At 32.7% G+C, this 19,438-nt stretch carries 19 protein-coding genes; 11 read left to right on the top strand and 8 right to left on the bottom strand.

Going from position 1 to position 19,438, the window contains the following annotated elements:
- Positions 1 to 100: 100 nt before the first annotated feature.
- The 5 genes from ACWA1B_RS00095 to ACWA1B_RS00075 all read right to left on the bottom strand — a co-directional run bounded on the left by ACWA1B_RS00095 (position 101) and on the right by ACWA1B_RS00075 (position 5,361).
- Positions 101 to 550 carry a hypothetical protein gene (locus tag ACWA1B_RS00095; RefSeq protein WP_456903694.1) on the bottom strand — a complete coding sequence of 150 codons (450 nt, stop codon included), beginning with the start codon at positions 548 to 550 and terminating at the stop codon, positions 101 to 103.
- Positions 551 to 696: 146 nt separating this feature from the next.
- Positions 697 to 2,145, bottom strand: coding sequence for a serine hydrolase (locus ACWA1B_RS00090; protein ID WP_456903693.1), 1,449 nt, complete (start codon positions 2,143 to 2,145; stop codon positions 697 to 699).
- Between the two features lie 145 nt (positions 2,146 to 2,290).
- Positions 2,291 to 3,826: a serine hydrolase gene (locus ACWA1B_RS00085; protein ID WP_456903691.1), complete on the bottom strand. Its 1,536-nt coding sequence runs from the start codon at positions 3,824 to 3,826 to the stop codon at positions 2,291 to 2,293.
- A 78-nt stretch (positions 3,827 to 3,904) separates the two neighbouring features.
- A complete protein-coding gene (locus ACWA1B_RS00080) occupies positions 3,905 to 4,699 on the bottom strand; it encodes a helix-turn-helix domain-containing protein (protein ID WP_456903689.1) in 795 nt (264 codons plus the stop codon).
- 68 nt (positions 4,700 to 4,767) lie between these two features.
- Positions 4,768 to 5,361 (bottom strand): GNAT family N-acetyltransferase, encoded by a 594-nt coding sequence (locus tag ACWA1B_RS00075; RefSeq protein WP_456903687.1) that lies wholly within the window; start codon positions 5,359 to 5,361, stop codon positions 4,768 to 4,770.
- Positions 5,362 to 5,631: 270 nt separating this feature from the next.
- Here ACWA1B_RS00075 and ACWA1B_RS00070 point away from each other — a divergent pair, with 270 nt between their 5' ends.
- Positions 5,632 to 6,975 carry an FAD-dependent oxidoreductase gene (locus ACWA1B_RS00070; protein WP_456903685.1) on the top strand — a complete coding sequence of 448 codons (1,344 nt, stop codon included), beginning with the start codon at positions 5,632 to 5,634 and terminating at the stop codon, positions 6,973 to 6,975.
- A 127-nt stretch (positions 6,976 to 7,102) separates the two neighbouring features.
- On the opposite strand, the gene ACWA1B_RS00065 is transcribed toward ACWA1B_RS00070, so the two are convergent.
- A complete protein-coding gene (locus ACWA1B_RS00065) occupies positions 7,103 to 8,620 on the bottom strand; it encodes a helicase HerA-like domain-containing protein (protein ID WP_456903683.1) in 1,518 nt (505 codons plus the stop codon).
- 380 nt (positions 8,621 to 9,000) lie between these two features.
- Here ACWA1B_RS00065 and ACWA1B_RS00060 point away from each other — a divergent pair, with 380 nt between their 5' ends.
- The 8 genes from ACWA1B_RS00060 to ACWA1B_RS00025 all read left to right on the top strand — a co-directional run bounded on the left by ACWA1B_RS00060 (position 9,001) and on the right by ACWA1B_RS00025 (position 15,493).
- Complete coding sequence (locus tag ACWA1B_RS00060; RefSeq protein WP_142451718.1) at positions 9,001 to 9,825, top strand: MotA/TolQ/ExbB proton channel family protein; 825 nt, start codon at positions 9,001 to 9,003, stop codon at positions 9,823 to 9,825.
- Between the two features lie 60 nt (positions 9,826 to 9,885).
- Positions 9,886 to 10,512 carry an ExbD/TolR family protein gene (locus tag ACWA1B_RS00055; protein ID WP_456903681.1) on the top strand — a complete coding sequence of 209 codons (627 nt, stop codon included), beginning with the start codon at positions 9,886 to 9,888 and terminating at the stop codon, positions 10,510 to 10,512.
- Positions 10,513 to 10,531: 19 nt separating this feature from the next.
- Entirely contained in the window at positions 10,532 to 11,086 is a 555-nt protein-coding gene (locus ACWA1B_RS00050; protein WP_456903679.1) for an ExbD/TolR family protein, read from the top strand.
- A gap of 37 nt (positions 11,087 to 11,123) precedes the next feature.
- Positions 11,124 to 11,924 carry an energy transducer TonB gene (locus ACWA1B_RS00045; RefSeq protein ID WP_456903678.1) on the top strand — a complete coding sequence of 267 codons (801 nt, stop codon included), beginning with the start codon at positions 11,124 to 11,126 and terminating at the stop codon, positions 11,922 to 11,924.
- Positions 11,924 to 12,154 carry a hypothetical protein gene (locus ACWA1B_RS00040; protein ID WP_026728445.1) on the top strand — a complete coding sequence of 77 codons (231 nt, stop codon included), beginning with the start codon at positions 11,924 to 11,926 and terminating at the stop codon, positions 12,152 to 12,154. Before ACWA1B_RS00045 ends, ACWA1B_RS00040 begins: the two co-directional genes overlap by 1 nt.
- 1 nt (position 12,155) lies before the next feature.
- Complete coding sequence (locus ACWA1B_RS00035; protein WP_456903676.1) at positions 12,156 to 13,076, top strand: PstS family phosphate ABC transporter substrate-binding protein; 921 nt, start codon at positions 12,156 to 12,158, stop codon at positions 13,074 to 13,076.
- Between the two features lie 16 nt (positions 13,077 to 13,092).
- Entirely contained in the window at positions 13,093 to 14,760 is a 1,668-nt protein-coding gene (locus ACWA1B_RS00030; RefSeq protein WP_456903674.1) for a tetratricopeptide repeat protein, read from the top strand.
- A 100-nt stretch (positions 14,761 to 14,860) separates the two neighbouring features.
- Positions 14,861 to 15,493: a 7-carboxy-7-deazaguanine synthase QueE gene (locus ACWA1B_RS00025; RefSeq protein WP_456903672.1), complete on the top strand. Its 633-nt coding sequence runs from the start codon at positions 14,861 to 14,863 to the stop codon at positions 15,491 to 15,493.
- A 31-nt stretch (positions 15,494 to 15,524) separates the two neighbouring features.
- On the opposite strand, the gene ACWA1B_RS00020 is transcribed toward ACWA1B_RS00025, so the two are convergent.
- Both ACWA1B_RS00020 and ACWA1B_RS00015 read right to left on the bottom strand, forming a co-directional pair.
- A complete protein-coding gene (locus ACWA1B_RS00020) occupies positions 15,525 to 16,070 on the bottom strand; it encodes a YfiT family bacillithiol transferase (RefSeq protein ID WP_456903670.1) in 546 nt (181 codons plus the stop codon).
- A gap of 16 nt (positions 16,071 to 16,086) precedes the next feature.
- Entirely contained in the window at positions 16,087 to 16,794 is a 708-nt protein-coding gene (locus ACWA1B_RS00015) for a class I SAM-dependent methyltransferase (RefSeq protein WP_456903668.1), read from the bottom strand.
- Positions 16,795 to 16,869: 75 nt separating this feature from the next.
- On the opposite strand from ACWA1B_RS00015, the gene ACWA1B_RS00010 reads away from it, so the two are divergent.
- Together ACWA1B_RS00010 and ACWA1B_RS00005 are read left to right on the top strand one after the other, a co-directional pair.
- Entirely contained in the window at positions 16,870 to 17,364 is a 495-nt protein-coding gene (locus tag ACWA1B_RS00010) for a YkgJ family cysteine cluster protein (RefSeq protein ID WP_456903666.1), read from the top strand.
- A 112-nt stretch (positions 17,365 to 17,476) separates the two neighbouring features.
- Entirely contained in the window at positions 17,477 to 18,712 is a 1,236-nt protein-coding gene (locus ACWA1B_RS00005; RefSeq protein ID WP_456903664.1) for an ABC transporter permease, read from the top strand.
- Positions 18,713 to 19,438: the final 726 nt, after the last annotated feature.

Raw genomic sequence — 19,438 nt, 5'->3', positions numbered from 1 at the left:
GTAGGAATCGAAAAAATAAAAGGTTCAAAGGATTTAGTTAATAAAGCCTTTTGAACCTTTCTCACTTTCAGAATCTTAGCAACTTAGAACCTAAGTCCCTTTACTTAGAAATATACTTCCCTAAAACAATATCATTTGCAAAAATGTTCAAATTATTTGCAAGCGCTTTGTTAGCAAGCATTACATTTTTGGTTTGGTAGGCAATATCTTTTTCGTACGCTTTCAGCAGCGTTTCTAATTCTACTTCATCATAAAAGGCAAAAGAATTATAGATGGCGTCCCTGAAATTTTTATAATTGATGCTTTGGGTAATTTCCATCGCTTTTTGTTCGTTCCAGCCTTCTTTGGCGGAAGCCTCATTAATTTTAGTCAGACAAAAATCAATTACATAAGTTTTATAATGTACCGCTTCGACAATTTTATCGACGATGATTTTGTTTTGCTGTGTTGGCATTGCCGGAGGTGGCGGATTGTTTTGCGATACGCATTTTGAGGAAACAAACAAACAAAACAAGGCAGTCAAAAGACTATACTTTTTTAGATTTTTCATAGGTTATTTAGTTGTTTTTGGGAAAAGCTAAAATAGTATTTTTTATGATAAATCATCGAATAGTAATGTTATAAGTTATAACAAAAAAAACTCCGAGAAAGCAGTTTGGAGCTGCCTTATCGGAGTTTTTGAATTTATGATTTTGCTTATTTTTTCGAAAGTTCAGCCAAAACTTTTTTACCGCCTTCATTACCAGGATCAAGCTCAACCGATTTTGTATAATTTTCAATTGCCAGCTGTTTATTGCCATCAGCTAAATAAGCTTCACCCAGACTGTCATAAGTATTTCCTGATTTTGGAAAAGCTTCTACATTAATTTTGAAAACTTCAATGGCTTCTTTCTTTTTGCCGTTTTGTAATAATTGATATCCAACTCGGTTCATGTCGCCTTCTTTAATGGCGTAAGTTGGGTCATTTTTTAACTTTATGTAAGTTTCATTTCCTGCTGCAACACCTTTTTGTGAATAGGCATCTAATAAATCAAGCGCCAGTGATCTTTTTGCTTGATTATACGGTTGTTTGTACAAAATTGCTCTAATTGAATTATTCATTTCGCCCAAAACAGTTCCGCCTGTATTGTTCAACAAAACGACCAAAATTTTATCAGCAGGAATTCTTGAAATAATAGTGTTAAATCCGTTAATTCCGCCGCCGTGTTCTATAATTTTTAGTTTTTTATCACCAATTGTAACTTCTTCAACGCCCCAGCCATATCCGTATGAACCATCCCAGGCTTTAATATAAGGTTTGAATAGCAATTCCATTGACTTTTCTGAAAGCAATTTATTTGTATAAAGCGCCTGATCCCATAAATATAAATCTTCCACTGTGGAATATAAAGATCCTGCTGCATAAGGAATACTCATATCAATAAAAGAAGCGTTGCTTAAAATTTTCCCCTCTTTTTCATAACCTGCCGCTCTGTTTTTTATAATGATTTCACTGTGGTCAAAACCAGTATTAGTCATTTTTAGAGGTGTAAGTATAACTTCTTGTAAATATTGCTCGTATGTTTTTCCTGTGATTTTTTCGATAATATAACCCAATAAAAAATAGCCCGAATTACTGTAATTGAATTTTTCACCTGGCGTAAATTCCAACGGAAGACTTGAAAATGTTTTGACAAATTCTTCTGGTTTGGCAGGATTTCGACTTTTATCTTTAAGAAAATTTGGCGAAGCTGTATAGTTAGGAATTCCAGATGTATGCGTCAATAGATTATGAATTGTTATTTTATCTCCATTTTCTTTTGGATAATCGGGTAAATAAGTTGTGATCGGAACATCTAATTTTATTTTTCCTTCTTCTGCCAATTTCACAATTAAAAGCGCTGTGAATTGTTTAGTAATGGAACCTAATCTAAATTTAGTATCGGGTTGATTGGGAATATTCCATTCAAAATTAGCCGAGCCAAAACCTTTTTTGAAAATTACTTTTCCGTTTTCAGCCACTAAAGCCGATCCGTTAAATTGCCCATATTCGTTGTATTTGTTCAAAAGCTGTTCAATTTGTTTGGCTTTGTCCTGAGCGAAAGTTGTAATCGTAAATAGAAATAACAATGCGAAGAGGGCGATTGGTTTGATTGACTTTTTCATAATGATTGATGATTATCGTTTTAGGATTAATAAAAATAATTTGTTCTTTGATTGATGATTGAAACGTCATAACAATTGTACAATCAGTATTTTAGTATAAAAATACCGAAATAAATTACGTGTTCTAAATTGTTAGACGACTGAATTATCGTTTGGTTTCAATTTCAATCAATTTTTTTCCATTTTCTTCTAAAAAATGTTCCATAAGCTTCGTATAAACTTTATATCCATCATCAACATTGGTAAAAATAACCAAGCCTTGTTTTGTTTTTGGAAAAAGAAAAAACAACGTTTGTACGCCTTGATCAGCGCCACCGTGCGATAACGCATAATTTTCATTTCCTAAATCATAAATTTCAAAACCCAATCCAAAATATTTGTCAGCCTTTTTTTGTTTTACCTGATACGAATTCATTTCCTCATAAACTTTTTTGCTCAAGCCATCACCATTCATTACACTGCATAAAAAAGTTCCATAATCCTGAATTGTGGTCAATAAATCGTCGGCAGCGTTTGCGGTTTTGTTTTTTACAGGTTGGTATGCATTTCCGTTTTTGTCATAATTGATAGCGTATCTTGAAAAATCTACTTTATCGTTCCAAATATATTGAGTGTCATTCATTTTTAGTGGTTCAAAAATTAATTCTGAAGCCAGCTGATTAAGGGTTTTGTGGAATTTTTTCTCCAAAGCTTTTCTCAAATATTCCATTCCCTCGCCAGAATATTGATATTGAGTTCCGGGTTTGAATTTAAAATCCAATTTTCCGGATTTATTCATATAACGCCAATTTGGAAAACCAGTTTGATGACTTAAAACAATTCGCGTAGTCAGTAATTTATGATTCGGATCATTTACAATATCTGGATCTGTCCAGTATTTGTATAAAGGTTCGTCTAAATCCCATTTTCCTTGGCTTACTAATTTTAATGCTACAATTGCTGTAACTGGTTTTGTTAGTGAAGCTACATTCCAAATGGTATTATATGGTGCGGCAACTCCTTTTTTGAGTTCACCATAAACTTTAATTTGCTTTAGTTTTCCTTCCGAAATAATTCCGAGGCCTAAAGTTGGGATATTATTCTCTTTCAACCATTTCTGTGTTTCCTGTTCGCTGTCAAAAAGATTCGTTTTTTCAGTTTCATTTACAGCATTATGATCGTAGCTCAAAGATCTTTTTAATCTCCAAACATTATTTTCTAAAACCCAAACATGCGTAAATCTCGCTTTACCAACTAATTTTTCGTTTTCAGGTTTTAAAGGTTCATTTTTAGCTGCAACATTTTCATAAAATTGATGAATTCCAGTTTGGATAGCAGCGTATAAAATTCCTTTTTTATACATCGGAAAAATTTTGGTACTTCCTTCAACTAATTCACGTCTGCATTTATAGGTTGCCGGTGAACCACATAAACCATTTTTAAAGCTTTGCAAAAATTCTGTTTTGTTTGAAGTTCCGTCTTTATCATGATAAAATTCGAATTGGTCGCTGTATAGATTTTCAAACTGGCTAATATCACAAGTATTAAACCCAACATTAAAAAGAAGACTGTCGCGTGACATAATGGTTTTGTACAGTTCTGAGTTTTTTTCTTCCTGCGAAAAAACACTTTGGTTACAGAATAATGCTATTCCCAATAAAATGATTTTTAACTGGAAAGCAATAAAATGGATGGTTTTCATTTTGATAATTGATTGATGATTAATGATTTTGCAAGAATACTACAATCAAAAATAGGGAAATTGTACAAAAGCGAAATATTATCTTTTTTGAGAAAGAAAATACGAATTGGGATTGAATGTTTTTGGACTTGCTTTTGTTACGTCTTTGAACTTTCGTATAAAATGAGATTGATCAAAATACTTATTGTAGAGTGCAATATCGGTCAGACTCATTTTTTCTAAATCGGCAGAAATCATTTGGTCGACCGATTTTCTGAATTTCAGAATCTGAATGTATTTTTTAATGGTAAGTCCAGTTGCCGTTTTAAATTTAATTTGAAGAAGACGCTGTGAAGATTTTATCTTTTTTGAAATGTCCGAAACTGAAATTTCTTCTTCCTGAATCCTAATTATTTCACAGATTCTTTCAATCGTATTTTGATTCGGAGTTGAATTGTTGAGTTCTTCAAAATAAGAGTTTATTTTAGCTAATAAAGTTTCTATATCAAAATCAATTTGAATCTGAAAAGGCAATTCTGCAGCATCAATTTTAATAATTGAATCGACAAAGTTGCTCAAGTCATATTTCGGAAACATCGAAATCGTCCAGGAATGAAGCTGAATAATCGTAACTTTAGTTTTAGGCTGAATATTGACTAGAACTTTATTAGTCATTTGCGAACAGAAATAAATGCCTTCGTTCATTTCATATTTCTGTTTGCTTGTATGAACTTCAATGGCATTTCCATTTACAATGGCAAGATTAAAACAACCATTTGGTAAAACAAGTTTATTTTCAATTGGGCTTTCGCCGATGCTGTTGTCAAGACACCAAATTTTATTGACGAACCTTTCCGTTTTTTTAGATACATAATGTTCTGAGTAGAGGCTCATTTTGGTTATTTGATATAAAGATTTGTAGTTTGAAATTGCAGACTAAAATACAGTTTTCTATATTGTGTTTAAACAAACTCCCCAAAATATTCTCGTCTAGTTTTTTCCCATTCCTCCAAAATAATACTATAATAAACATCATCTTTACTTTTTCCTTCAGAATCAACATAATTATTTCTAAAAAGTCCCTCTTTTAAGGCGCCTAATTTTTCAATGGCTCTCTGTGATCTTATATTTTCAAGATCGGCACTGAATTGTATTCTTCTAAATTGAATTTTTTCAAAACCAAAATTCAGTAACTCAAATTTGCAGGCTTTGTTTAAGCCAGTTCCCTGAAATTCTTTTCCGTACCAAGTCCAGCCAATTTCGCATTTTTGACTCGCATGATTTAGATATCCGTAACGCGTACTTCCGGCAACTTTATTTGTTGCTTTGTCGATAATTAAAAACGGATAACAAATTCCATCTGCTTTTTGTTTTAAGGTATTTTGAATGTAGTTTTCGAAATCCTGGTCATTTCGAATGTACATTCCCATATATTTCCAGATTTCATCATCAAAAATAATTTCTCTGAGTTCTGAATTTCTTTCACTTTTAAAAGGAATTAAGGATACTTTTTCGTTTTCTAGAATAATATCCGATTGTAAAATTTCGCTGTTCATAATTTTTTAAAATAATAATAGAATCCTAAAGCGAAGATAGTTGTTAAATATTTTTAAATAAATCTATTTATACAACAAATTGTTATATTTTAAACAATAATCAAATGTCAGTTTTTTATTCATTATATATTTAGGTATAGATTAACTTTTAAAATTATAACAATTAAAAACTTTGTTCGAAATAGTTAGCTCACAAATAATTCGTTTATTTTAAAGGTTATCTATAATTATTACTTATTTTTACGACCCAATATATTAGAATTTCCCTCGATGCAAACTTCACTAAAAATTGCTGTAGTTGGTTCTGGACTTGTAGGATCACTTTTGGCAATTTATCTTAAAAAAGCTGGTCACACCGTTCATGTTTATGATCGTAGTCCCGATATTAGAAAAATAAATTTCTCTGGCCGTTCTATAAATTTGGCGATGTCGAATCGCGGATGGAAAGCACTTGATGCTGTAGGTGTTGGCGATTCTGTTCGTGAAATTGCAATTCCGATGGATAAACGTGCGATTCATTTAGTCGATAAACTTAACTTTCAGAATTATGGACAGGAAGGAGAGTCTATTTATTCGATTTCGAGAGGAAAACTGAATAGAAAAATGATCGATTTGGCTGAAGAAGCTGGAGCCGAATTTCATTTTGAACAAAAAGTTTGGGATGTCACTTTAAACGATGCAACCTTGCATATTGGCGAAAGCGAAAGAGGCGAGTGGGAAGAACGAAAATTTGATATGGTTTTTGGTGCTGATGGAGCTTTCTCAAGAATCCGCCACAGAATGCAGCGCCAGAGTATGTTTAATTATTCGCAGGAATTTTTGAATATGGGTTACAAAGAATTGAATATTCCGGCAAATGCTGATGGAACTCATAAATTAGATAAAAATTCATTCCATATCTGGCCAAGAGGCGAGTACATGTTAATTGCATTGCCAAATCTTGACGGAAGTTTTACTTGTACTTTATTTATGCCTTTTGAAGGCGAAAATTCTTTTGAGTCATTGACTGACCGAAAAATGGTAGAAGATTTCTTTGAGAAAAACTTTCCAGACTCGATTGAAGTGATTCCGGAATTGGCAAATGATTTTTTTAAAAACCCAACGAGTACTTTGGTTACAATGAAATGCTTTCCGTGGACTTTTGAAGATAAAATCGCTTTGATTGGAGATGCTTGTCATGCAATTGTTCCGTTTTATGGACAAGGAATGAATGCAGGTTTTGAAGATATTACGGTTTTGAATGAAATGATTGAAAAGTACCAAGACGATTGGAAAAAGATATTTTCTGAATACCAAATTTCCAGAAAGCCAAATGCTGATGCTATTGCGGAGCTTTCGTATCGTAATTTTATGGAAATGAGCACTAAAACTGCAGATGAAAAATTCTTGCTTCAAAAGAAAATTGAAAAGGTTTTTTCAGATAAACATCCAGATAAATGGATTCCGCTTTACAGCCGTGTTACATTTAGTGATCGTCCTTATTCTGAAGCTTTAGCAATTGGAGATTTCCAAAACGAAATTATGGAACAGGTTTTAAAACTGGATAATATTGAAAATATCTGGGATACGCCAGAAGTTGAAAATAAAATTCTTGATTTGCTTAAAAACGCATAATTTTTTAACCATGTAAGGTAAGACAAATTCATTTGCGTATAAAAAATAAAATCCGGCAGATTTTTAAAATGTGCCGGATTTTGTATTTATAAAATTAAATGAACTTATCATTTATATGATGTAATTTCTATTTTTTAAAGATTTTGGTTAAAACACCAAAAACGCCTCTTATAAATGTAGCACTAGTCACTACTTTTAAAACTGATTTTCCAACAACACTTGCCGTACTTGGTTCCGCTTTTGAAGATTTCGTCGGAGCTTGTTCTTCTTGTTCAGCCGCAGCCTGAGTGGCGCTTTCAATCTTTTTGTTCAGTATTTCGTAGGCACTTTCTCGGTCAATTTCTTCGGCATATTTTTTAACCAGTTTGGATTTGCCGTTTATTTCTTCAATTTCATCATCAGTTAAAATATCCATTCTGCTCATTGGCGCGCGCATCATGGTCGCAACAAGCGGAGTCGGAATCCCTTTTTCGCTTAATGCAGTAACTAATGCTTCTCCAATTCCTAAACTAGTTAGTAACTCATCAGTTTTATAATAATCGGAAGTTGGATAATTATCTGCCGTCTTCTTAATTGCCTGGCGATCATTTGCTGTAAAAGCTCTTAAAGCATGCTGGATTTTTAAACCTAATTGCGCCAAAACACCACTTGGGACATCCATAGGGTTTTGTGTTACAAAATAAACACCAACACCTTTTGAACGAATTAGTTTTACAATAGTCTCAATTTGTTCCAATAATGCTTTGCTGGCTTCATTAAAAATCAAATGTGCTTCGTCAATAAAAATTACTAATTCTGGCTGTTCGGCATCACCTTTTTCAGGCATTTTTTGATAAATTTCAGCAAGCAGGCTTAACATAAAAGTCGAGAATAACTTAGGTTTATCCTGAATATCTGTCAAGCGGATGATATTTACGTAGCCTTTTCCATTTTCGTCGATTCGCATCAAATCTTCAGTATCAAAAGATAATTCACCAAAAAATAAATCACCGCCTTGTTGCTCCAATTCAATTATTTTTCGAAGAATTGTTCCCGTTGTTGCGGTAGAAATTTTACCATAATCTGCCGCAATTTCGCCTTTACCTTCTTCGGTAATATAATTAATGACTTTTTTAATGTCTTTTAAATCTAATAAAGGCATTTGTTTGTCATCACAATATTTAAAAATAACGGCAACAACGCCAGCCTGAGTATCATTAAGGTCTAATATTCTGGAAAACAGCACGGGACCAAATTCAGATACCGTTGCGCGAAGACGAACTCCGTTTTGTTTAGAGAGTGACATTAATTCCACAGGAAATGAAGCTACATTATAAGGTATATTCATTTTTGCATGGCGTTCTGTAATAAAGCTTTGTTCTTTACCTTCTTTTGCAATACCACTGAAGTCTCCTTTAATATCCATCATTAAAACCGGAATTCCCACATTTGATAATTGTTCCGAGAAAACCTGAATCGTCTTTGTTTTTCCAGTTCCGGTCGCGCCAGCTATAAGCCCGTGGCGGTTCAGGGTTTTTAACGGAATTTTTACATGAGCATCGGCAACTGCCTCTCCATCCAGAATTGCACTTCCTAAAGTAATACTATCACCTTTAGAAAGATAACCGTTGTTGATGTCTTGAATGAAATTATCTTTTTTATTCATGTTTTTATTTGTAATTTAGATGATTATAAGAGTTTTGCTTCATTTTTTAACAATAAGACTATATTTTTTTTAGTAAGAAAATGCTTTTTTTGATTGAAAATGATATAAAAAATAAATTCTCAGCTTTTTAAGAAGATTTCAATGGATTAATTGAATATTTACTAAAACGTTGTAATTTTTTTACTAATCGACCTTTTTTTTGGTTTATCAAAAAAATGACGGCGACAAATTAATGAGATATTTTTTAAATTGACGTTAAATTTCCTTCAATAAAATTAAAAAAAGTTTTTTTATTTAAACTAAACGTATAAATTTGCTCCTCTACAAGTTAAATATAACTAAAAAATAAAAATTATTTAAAACTATTAAAATTAAAAAAAATGGCAAACGTTAAAGTTAAAAAAGAAAGCACTTCAAATGGGGGAGGAATGATTTCAGGAATCATTATTGCAGCATGTGTTTTTGTTGGTTGGTGTATTTGGAAATTCGTTATGGGGGATTCAGCTAACTTTGAAGGAGGGAATCCAGAAACAGGTCACCCAATCAATACTTTAGGTATGGTTTACAAAGGAGGTTTCATTGTACCAGTATTATTAGGTATGCTTTTAATGGTTGTTGTTTTTTCTATTGAAAGATTTATCGTTATCGGTAAAGCTGCTGGTAAAGCTAACTTAGACAAATTCATGAAAAGTGTTCAAGGAAGCATTAAAGAAGGAAACATTGAGGCTGCTATCGCTTCATGTGACAAACAACAAGGTTCAGTTGCAAATGCAATTAAATCTGCTTTGATTAAATATCAAGACGTTAAAAAAGAAGGTTTCAATAGTGAAGAAGCTTCAGAAGTAATCCACAAAGAAATCGAAGAGGCTACTTCATTAGAAATGCCAATGTTAGAAAAAAATATGACTATTATCTCTACTTTAGTATCTTTAGGTACATTAGGAGGGTTATTAGGAACAGTATCAGGTATGATTAAAGCGTTTGGTGCGTTAGCTTCTGCTGGAACTCCAGACCAGGCTGCTCTTGCAACAGGTATCTCTGAGGCACTTATCAACACTGCAACAGGTATCTCTACTTCTATCTTTGCAATTGTTTCTTACAACTTCTTTACTGCTAAAATTGACGATTTAACTTACTCTATCGATGAGGCTGGTACTACAATCGTGAATACTTACAGAAAATTCAGAGGAAGTTTAAAACAATAATTAATTTTTGATATATAAATAATTAGATTTAATTATATCAAAAAAATAAAATAAAAGATAATGGCTAAAATTAAAATGAAAAAGAAGTCAACATCGACAGATATGACTGCCATGTGTGATGTTGCGTTCCTTTTGCTTACGTTCTTTATCTTGACTGCTACTGCTAAAGTTCCTGAAGCGCTTCCTGTAGATATGCCTGCTTCTACTGTAGAACATAAATTACCAGATTCTAATTTGGCAATTATTACAATAGGACAAGGAAAAGACGGGAAAAGCAAAGTTTTTTTCGATATCAAAGGAAGAGAGATTCGTAAAAGAACTCTTGAAGGTATGGGAGCAAAATTTGGAGTGACTTTTTCAGAAGATGATAAAGCTAAATTTGCCTTAATGGATGACTTCGGTGTTCCAGTAGCGAATTTAAAGCAAATCATTGATATGAAAGCAGCTGATAGAACTAAAGCAAATCAGCCAGGTATTCCAATCGATTCTTTGGATAATCAATTAAAAGAGTGGCTTTTGATTTCAAGAAGAGCTACAATTGACCTTGAAGACAAAGAGTTAGAGATTGCAATCAAAGGAGATGCTAAAGAACAATATCCTCAAATCAAAAAGATAATGGATATTTTACAAGAGCAAAAAATCAATTCCTTTAACTTAGTTACAGGTACAAGAGGAAAAGACTTTTAATTAAAAAAGATACACTAAAATGGCTGAATTAAATACTGGCGACAGTGGTGGCGGTAAAGGTGGCAAAGTAAGAAGTAAAAAGCAAAATTCGAAAGTCGATTTAACGGCTATGGTGGATTTGGCATTCTTATTGATCACGTTCTTTATGTTAACCACATCGTTGTCAAAACCTAAAGCGATGGATTTATCATTGCCAGATAAAGATCCGGATGATAAAACACCTCCTGTTAAAGTTGATGAAAATCGTACGATGACAATAATGTTAGGAGAAAACAATAAAATGGTTTATTATATGGGATTATTGGCGACTCCAAAAGTTGGTCCAAAAGATATTGCATATGGTAAAGATGGTATTCGTAGAGAATTACTAAAACAAAAGAAAGAAGTTTTAGCTTATTCTGCTGCTCAAGGAAAACCTAAGAATGGGATAATAGTTATTATTAAGCCAACTAAAAAATCAAATTACCGTAATTTGGTTGATATGTTAGATGAAATGGCTATTACAGGAGTGGATACTTATGCAATTGTTCCTGAGTTTAGTCCTGAGGAAACAAAATTGATAGATAAAAAATAAGAATTATCTTGTTTGAACATCCTAATAATCAAGAAAAATGAAATTAGATATTATAAAAAATCAGTGGCTTGATATCGTATTCGAAGGACGTAATAAGATATATGGTGCATATGAGTTAAGAAAATCGAACAATAAAACTACGGTAAGAGCACTTATCATTGGTTCGATTATTTTTAGCTTTGCTGTAGCAGCTCCTCTTATTGCAAGCTATTTACCGGATTCTGGTGAAGAGGATGCGAATAAAGATATTAAGATCGCTACAGTTAAATTACCTCCTAAGAAAAAAGAAGAGGTAAAACCAAATGAACCGCCACCACCACCACCACCACCAAAAGTGGATCAGGTGAAGTTTGTTAAGCCGGTTGTTGCTAAAGCAGAAGAAGTTACTGAGGATCCACCAAAAATTGAAGATCTTAAAGATAAAAAAGTTGGTGCTGAAACTATTAAAGGAGATCCAGATGCAGTTTTAACTGTTGAGGAGCCAGTAGGAACTGGAACTGCTGCAGTAGTTGAAGAAGATAACCAAGTATATAACACAGCTGGTATCGAAGTAAAACCAGATTTCCCTGGAGGGATTGAGAAATTCTACAAATTCGTAGGGAACAATTATAAAACTCCAGAAGAAGAAGGTTTAAAAGGTAAAGTTTACGTTACGTTTGTAGTTGAAAAAGACGGTTCATTAACCGACATTAAAGTTTTAAGGGATATCGGTTACGGTACAGGAGCAGAAGCAATTCGTGTTCTTAAAAAATGTCCAAAATGGACTCCTGGCGAACAAAATGGTAAAAAAGTTAGGGTATTATACTCTCTTCCTATTACTATTCAATCTGCAGAATAATGTTAAAAGATATGCTTAATAATATTCAGAAGAAATCGCTCAAAGAGCGATTTCTTCTTGTTTTAGGAATACTGTTTTTTTTAATATATCTTGTGCTGGGTTTAATGATTATGTTTTGGGAAAAATTACCTTTAAACATGGAGCCTAAATACAGATATGCTTTTGGAGGACTATTGATTGTGTATTCAGGGATACGCTTCCTTAGGTTAATTAATTCTAATACGGACTAATATGTTGAAGTATAGTAAAGTCTTTGGTTTGGTTGCTTTTGTTTTTTTGTTTGCCATGTGCAACCAAAAAAGCAAGAATGAATCAGAAGAAACAATTTTAAAAGGATCTCTTGATGTTACAGTTGATGAAACAATAAAGCCAATTGTTGATGATCAGGTGGCTGTTTTCGAAGGAACTTACTATGATGCTAAAATCAATGTGAAACCTAAATCAGAGGTTGAGCTTATCAATGATTTGCTAAATAAAAAGGCTAAAGTTGTGGTAACGGCTCGTAATTTGACAAAGGAAGAATTGCAAAGATTTGAAAAAAGTAAAATTAATCCTAGAGTTACACCATTTGCGATTGATGCAATAGCTTTAATTTCAAATAAAAGCAATAATGACACATTAATTGCGTTGAAGTCTGTGATAGATTTTATGCAAGGAAAAAAAGATACCGGAATTAAAGGACTTGTTTTTGATAATCCAAATTCTAGTACAGTTCGTTATATGAAGGATTTGGCTAAAGTGAAAGAGATTCCGGCAAATGGAGTGTTTTCTTTTAAAACCAATGATGAAGTGATTAAATTCGTTTCTGAAAACGAAGGAATGATTGGGGTAGTTGGTGTTAATTGGTTGTCTCAGCCTTCAGAAAATATGACTCAATATATAGAAAAAGTCAATATTTTGGGCGTGAAAGGTTTAAACGGCAATCAATATTACTATCCAAGCCAAAATGACCTTGCCGAAGAAAAGTATCCTTTGGCACGTGATTTGTTTATTATAAATTGTCAGGGTTATACAGGATTAGGAATGGGCTTCTCGTCATTTATGGCAGGAGAGATTGGTCAAAGAATTATATTGAAATCTAGTTTGATGCCAGTGAAAACACCAGGAAGAAAACTTAATATTAGAACCCAAATTTTAAAAGATAAAGAATAAATTAATTACTACAAAGATGAATAAATTTAAAATTTTTAGTCTTGCCTTAGTTGCTACAGCTTCTGTTGCAAATGCGCAAGACATCAAAGAAGCTAAAAAAGCAATTGATGCTGAGCAGTTTCAAAAGGCAAAATCTTTGCTAAAGTCAATCATCAAAGCAAAACCTTCAGATGGTGAAGCTAATTTTGTTTTAGGTAATATCTATTTAAACCAAAGTGTTATTGATTCTGCTAAAATTTATTACCTAAACGGAATTGAGGCAGCTGACAAAAAAAATCTGAATTATATTGGATTAGGTCAAATTGATCTTGATAATAAAAATACTGCAGCTGCTCAGGCTAATTTTGGTTTGGCAACTAAAGATATGAAGCGTAAAGATGTTGATGAATATATCTACATTGGTAAAGCTTATATCAATTCAAATAATCCTGATTATAATAGTGCAATCACTAGTTTGAAACGCGCTTTAGCAATTGAGCCACAAAATCCAACAGCTTTACTTACAATTGGTGATGCTTATTATGGAGCAAATAATCAAAACGATGCTTACAAAGCTTACCGTGATGCTTTTACTGCTGATCCAACGCTTTTAAGAGCTAAAATGCAATTAGGTGTTTTGTTGAAAGGTGCTAAATCATATGATGAAGCTATTAAAGCTTTCAATGAAGTTATCGCTTTGAACCCAAACTATGGTCCTGTTTACAGAGAATTAGCTGAAACTTACTACAAATGGGCTAGAAATAAGCCTTCTACAGCTAAAACCAATTTGCAGAATGCAATTACAAATTATGAGAAGTACTTAAGTTTAACAGATTACTCTTTAGATTCAAAAATGCGTCATGCAGATTTCTTGATCTTGGTAAAAGATTACAAAAGTCTAGAAACTGTTGCTAACAAAATGATTGCTGAGGATAAAGTTAATCCTAGAATTTACAGATATTTAGGATATTCTGCTTATGAGAATGGAAACATCGATGTTGCTCTTAAATCATTAGAAGATTATGTAAAAATTCCTAGTAATAAAGTAATTGCTAAAGATTACTTATACTTAGGATTTGCAAAAATTAAAAAAGGTACTGCTGCTGACGGTACAATTGAAGCTTCTGCGTTTGAAGCTGGTTTGACTGATATCAAAAAAGCAGTTGCTATGGAACCATTAGCTGTTGAAGATCTTGGTGATTTTGGTAAAGAATTGTTTGGTAAAAAACAATACAATCAAGCTGCTGCTATTTATGAGTTAAGCACAACTAATACGGAGCAGAAAAACTACTTAAACGATAATGTTTATTTAGGTATTTCACTTTATTATGCTAATGCTAACAAACCTGCTGGGACTGCTGATGCTGCTGCTTTGACTAAAGCTGATGCTGCTTTTGACAGAGTTCTTGTAGCTTCTCCTACTTATGATGAGGCTTACTTATATAAAGGAAGAATCAACAACTTATTGGAGAAGGATGATTTAATTATCAAAAACTACGAAGAGTATGTTGCAAAAACAACTGCTAAAGGGGCTGAAGAATTAGCAAAACCTGCAACAGTAAAAAAAATAGTTGAGTCATACAATAGTATTGGTGCAGCTTATGCTAATACAGACAAAGCTAAAGCAGTTGAATATTTCAATAAATCTTTAGTTTTAGATCCTGCTAATAAATATGCAGCTGATTCTGTAAAAGCTTTAAAATAATAAATTAGTTTCTAACTAATTAAAAAACCGACAGTTCAATGAGCTGTCGGTTTTTTTGTTCCGTATTTAAATGACTATCTTTGCACTTTAAAATTGAATAATGTTATCAAAAGAAATACAATTAGAAGTTAATAAAGGAGCTATGTTGCCCCTTATGGAAGAATTCTATACCATTCAGGGAGAAGGTTTTCATACAGGAACGGCAGCTTACTTTATTAGAATTGGAGGATGTGATGTTGGTTGTCATTGGTGTGATGTTAAGGAAAGCTGGAATGCAGAACTGCATCCACCAACAAGTATTGATTTAATTGTGAAAAATGCTTCAACTTATGCAGATACTGTAGTAATAACTGGAGGAGAACCTTTAACGTGGGATATGACTTTGCTTACACAGCAATTAAAAAATGAAAATTTAAAAGTTCATATTGAAACATCTGGTGCGTATCCTTTAAGTGGAACCTGGGATTGGATTTGTCTTTCACCAAAGAAAAATAAATTACCAACACAAACAGTTTATGATAATGCTGATGAGTTGAAAGTGATTATTTACAACAAACACGATTTTATTTTTGCAGAAGAGCAAGCGGAACTTGTTAACGACGAAGCAATTTTATTTCTTCAGCCAGAATGGAGTAAAAAAGAAGAAATGACTCCGCTGATTGTTGATTATGTAATGAATAATCCAAAATGGCGCGTTTCTCTGCAGACACATAAATACTTAAATATACCATAAAAAAAATCTCTTCAATTGAAGAGATTTTTTTTTATTGCCAGTTTTTATGCTTTTTTAAAGTTGTAATATGCGCCAAATGATGGTTTCCATGCCAGGCATACATGCCAATAATTTTCTTTATTTTGTTTTCTGAGTTATCTGCTGGATGTATAAATGTTTTCTCTAAATCAGATTCTGATAAGTTTTTCATGATATATCCTAATCTGAAATGAAGTCCTTTTAATAAATCTAAAGTTGGCTGAATCGACATTGTTAAATTATCATTTAGTTCAGACCATAAAACTTCATCGTAAGCTTTAATCACAGGATTGTTTTCAGTTAATGTCCATTTTATTCTGACATAACAATGCATGTGGCTTTCAGCGCAATGATGGATAACTTGTCTTGCAGTCCATCCATCAGAACGATAAGGTGTATCCAGTTGTTCATCAGTTAAATGAAGGGTCTCTTTTGCTAATTTATCAGGGAAAGTTTCAATTTCTTTAATTCTTTCAGAAAGATATTCCGGTGAATAATGTTCTGGAGCAATAAATTTTCCGATAGGATATTTTAACTTTTCTAGATCAAATTCTTTCATAGTGTATGTTTTAATGTTAAATAGAAAGTTTAGCTAAATAATCATAATGCTCACCTTCTAAAATAAGTTCACATTTTAATCCATTAGCAATTGCTGCATTTTGTAGTGTGTTGTAATCTAGATAAAGCCAGTCAAACGATTCTTCTTTTTCTCCTTTGTAAGAAATTGTAAAAGTTAATTCTCCATAATAATCATTGCTTGACGGAATCCATTTTCCGCCATCTTCATCCTCATCAAACATATATATGATATCTGAACTGTCAATTAAAATTTGACCTCCGGGGTTTAATAGTGATTTAAGTTTCGATAAATATTGATTACAATTTTCTAATTTTCCAAAAATTCCGGTACCATTCATTAGTAGCAGAATAGTGTCGAATTTTTCCTCTCGAAAATCAAGAATGTTTTGAACTTTCGGATTTTTTATTCCTCTTAATTTACAAGTTTCGATTGCTTTTTCTGAAATATCAATTGAAGTGACATCCAAATTTCGGTCATTTTGCAACGATAGACTATGACTTCCTGCGCCGCATCCCACATCTAAAATTCTGCCGAAAGATAATTGAAGTGCTTTTTGTTCTAATTTGGGCATTTCTTCATAAGACCGAAATAAATACGCAACACTCATTTCGTCTTCTTCAGAAATTGAGGTCTCGGTAATAATATCTTCAGGTGAATTATTGGTTTGGAAATCGTACATCGCTTTCCCAAATAGATCTTTCATTGTAATTTAGTTCAAAGATTAGGGTTTCAAGTTCAAAGTTGTTTAATTTTGCAGGATCAACTTTAAATGTTAAACTTGAAACAAATTTTAAATAACTTAAATAAGTTAGCCAAAGATAAGCATATCGAAAATAAAAAGTATTTTGATAAGCTTAAAAAGAAACAGCCTAAAAATTTAGATTACATAATGCAGGATTTGCATGACGCCGAATTTAAAAAAACGGATTGTCTGCAATGTGCCAATTGTTGTAAAACTACTGGGCCATTGTTTACTTTGGCTGATATTGAAAGAATCGCGAAATCGTTTAGACAAAAACCGCAGCAATTTATTGATCAGTATTTGCGAATCGATGAAGATAAAGATTATGTCCTAAAAAGTGTTCCTTGTATTTTCTTAGATAGTGAAAATTATTGTATGATATATGACGTGCGTCCAAAGGCATGTCGTGAATTCCCGCATACTGATCGTAAAAAGTTTCATCAAATTTCAGATCTGACATTAAAAAATGTAGCAATATGTCCAGCTGCATATAATATTGTTGAAGAAATGAAAAAGAAAATGCCTTTATAAAGAATCTGAAAAAATCGTAATTGTTTTTTCTGACAATTCAATTCTGGTTTTTTAAACGTATTTTTGGCTTAAATAAATTAAGTGGTAATGCCACCAATATAACATCATTAAATTGAATTTAGAATATTTCATAGCTAAAAGACTTATTACTGCAAAGGATTATAAAAGCAGTATTTCGGCGCCAATCATAAAAATTGCTATTTCGGCAATTGCAATTGGTATTATTATGATGCTGGTTTCTGTAGCGACCGGAATTGGATTGCAGCAAAAAATAAGGGATAAAATCTCTGCTTTCAATGGACAGGTTATTATATCGAATTTTGATAACAATAATTCTGAAGTTACTTTAGTTCCAATTTCAAAAAAACAAGATTTTTATCCCAATTTCAAATCCGTTCCAGAGGTAAGTCATATCCAGGCAATCGCTACAAAAGCAGGAATTATTAGAACCGCAAACGCATTCGAAGGAATAGTTTTTAAGGGAGTGGGAGCTGATTACGATTGGAGTAATATAAAAGAATATCTTGTAGAAGGAAATTTGCCAGATTTTACAAAAGCACTGAATGAAGAAGTTATTATTTCCAGATATCTCGCTGACCGACTTAATTTAAAACTGGGTGATAGTTTTAATACTTTTTTTATAAAAGAAGAACAAGGAAAGGTACCAAATAGTCGTCGATTTAAGATCGTGGGTATTTTTAGTTCGGGATTTCAGGATTTTGATGCTACTTTTATAATAGGCGACATTCGTCATATCCAACGAATTAATAAGTGGAGTCCTGATCAAATAGGTGCTTTCGAAGTTTTTGTAAAAGATTTTACAAAAATAAAGCAAACAGGGAATCAGATTTACGAGCAAACCCCGTCAGGTTTGGATACTAAGACTATTATTGAAAAGTATAGTTATATTTTTGATTGGTTACAGCTTTTTGATTTCAATATAGTAGTAATTTTAGGTGTTATGATTTTGGTTGCAACTATAAATATGGTAGTAGCACTGTTGGTTCTTATTTTGGAGCGTACACAAATGATTGGTATTTTGAAATCTCTTGGGGCAAATAATTGGACAGTCAGAAAAATATTTCTATATAACGCTTTCTATTTAATAATACGAGGTCTGTTTTGGGGTAATCTTATAGGTATTTCAATATTGTTAATTCAGCAGCAGTTCGGAGTTGTTCATCTTAATCCAGAAAATTATTATGTAAACCAAGCTCCAGTATATTTAAATTGGGGCTATGTAATAGCATTAAATTTACTTACAGTGGTAATTTGTTTTATGGTCTTGCTGATTCCGTCCTATATAATAACGAGGATATCTCCAGTCAAAGCAATTCGTTTTGATTGATATTTAAATATTTTTATTTCAAACCCGGCAGTTTTTGAAAACCTGCCGGGTTTGTTTTTTCTATACATATATATATGTATAAAAAGAGCTATACTATATATAAGAGTAAAAAAACGGAATTTTGGATTGCATATAAGGAGCTGTTTCCCGCTATCCGCTCCAATCTTTTTGCGGCGAACCCCGCCACAAAAAGGATTTCCGCTTCTATCGGGGCTAGGAGGGCTGTTTTCAGGAGGGATTCATTGAATGAAAGGACAGTTCCATAATGAAATCAGAATAAAAAAGGGGAAGACTTGGCGTCTTGGCGCCTTTGCGGGACTAAGAACGGCCGAAAAGCAGATTTCAAAGTTTGATTTCCTGGTGGAAAAGCTCCCAGAAGATTAGAAATTCCACAAAATGAAGAATGGAAAAACTTGAAAAACGATGAAAACCGCACTTCGATTCAGAAAAAGGCTACAGGTTGTCAAAAAAATCTGGATTGTAAAGAATCCGTTATCAGCGAGTTAGGAAATAAATCAAAAAAAGGTCGAAAAAAGAGGCTAAAAAAGCTTGCATAACTGGATAAAGGTGCTACTTTTGCACCCGCAACAGCGAAAGACGTTCACTGAAATACTGACAAGCGTTTAATCAAACGGGAAGAGATTTTCGAAAAAAAAAGATTAAAAAAAGCTTGTGAGATTTGAAAATGCTTTTTACATTTGCACCCCGCAAAACACGGAAAGTTCA

It is taken from the genome of Flavobacterium xizangense (assembly GCF_054075145.1).
The sequence above is the reverse complement of the archived record's forward strand: the minus strand, read 5'-3'. Positions and strand labels throughout refer to the sequence as shown.

Excerpts from the sequence above, each read along its gene's own strand:
- ACWA1B_RS00025 (WP_456903672.1), top strand. The coding sequence starts at position 14,861 with ATGTTATCAAAAGAAATACAATTAGAAGTTAATAAAGGAGCTATGTTG.
- ACWA1B_RS00020 (WP_456903670.1), bottom strand. The coding sequence starts at position 16,070 with ATGAAAGAATTTGATCTAGAAAAGTTAAAATATCCTATCGGAAAATTT.
- ACWA1B_RS00095 (WP_456903694.1), bottom strand. The coding sequence starts at position 550 with ATGAAAAATCTAAAAAAGTATAGTCTTTTGACTGCCTTGTTTTGTTTG.
- ACWA1B_RS00065 (WP_456903683.1), bottom strand. The coding sequence starts at position 8,620 with ATGAATAAAAAAGATAATTTCATTCAAGACATCAACAACGGTTATCTT.
- ACWA1B_RS00060 (WP_142451718.1), top strand. The coding sequence starts at position 9,001 with ATGGCAAACGTTAAAGTTAAAAAAGAAAGCACTTCAAATGGGGGAGGA.
- ACWA1B_RS00080 (WP_456903689.1), bottom strand. The coding sequence starts at position 4,699 with ATGAGCCTCTACTCAGAACATTATGTATCTAAAAAAACGGAAAGGTTC.
- ACWA1B_RS00040 (WP_026728445.1), top strand. The coding sequence starts at position 11,924 with ATGTTAAAAGATATGCTTAATAATATTCAGAAGAAATCGCTCAAAGAG.
- ACWA1B_RS00075 (WP_456903687.1), bottom strand. The coding sequence starts at position 5,361 with ATGAACAGCGAAATTTTACAATCGGATATTATTCTAGAAAACGAAAAA.
- ACWA1B_RS00035 (WP_456903676.1), top strand. The coding sequence starts at position 12,156 with ATGTTGAAGTATAGTAAAGTCTTTGGTTTGGTTGCTTTTGTTTTTTTG.
- ACWA1B_RS00015 (WP_456903668.1), bottom strand. The coding sequence starts at position 16,794 with ATGAAAGATCTATTTGGGAAAGCGATGTACGATTTCCAAACCAATAAT.
- ACWA1B_RS00050 (WP_456903679.1), top strand. The coding sequence starts at position 10,532 with ATGGCTGAATTAAATACTGGCGACAGTGGTGGCGGTAAAGGTGGCAAA.
- ACWA1B_RS00070 (WP_456903685.1), top strand. The coding sequence starts at position 5,632 with ATGCAAACTTCACTAAAAATTGCTGTAGTTGGTTCTGGACTTGTAGGA.
- ACWA1B_RS00030 (WP_456903674.1), top strand. The coding sequence starts at position 13,093 with ATGAATAAATTTAAAATTTTTAGTCTTGCCTTAGTTGCTACAGCTTCT.
- ACWA1B_RS00055 (WP_456903681.1), top strand. The coding sequence starts at position 9,886 with ATGGCTAAAATTAAAATGAAAAAGAAGTCAACATCGACAGATATGACT.
- ACWA1B_RS00085 (WP_456903691.1), bottom strand. The coding sequence starts at position 3,826 with ATGAAAACCATCCATTTTATTGCTTTCCAGTTAAAAATCATTTTATTG.
- ACWA1B_RS00045 (WP_456903678.1), top strand. The coding sequence starts at position 11,124 with ATGAAATTAGATATTATAAAAAATCAGTGGCTTGATATCGTATTCGAA.
- ACWA1B_RS00090 (WP_456903693.1), bottom strand. The coding sequence starts at position 2,145 with ATGAAAAAGTCAATCAAACCAATCGCCCTCTTCGCATTGTTATTTCTA.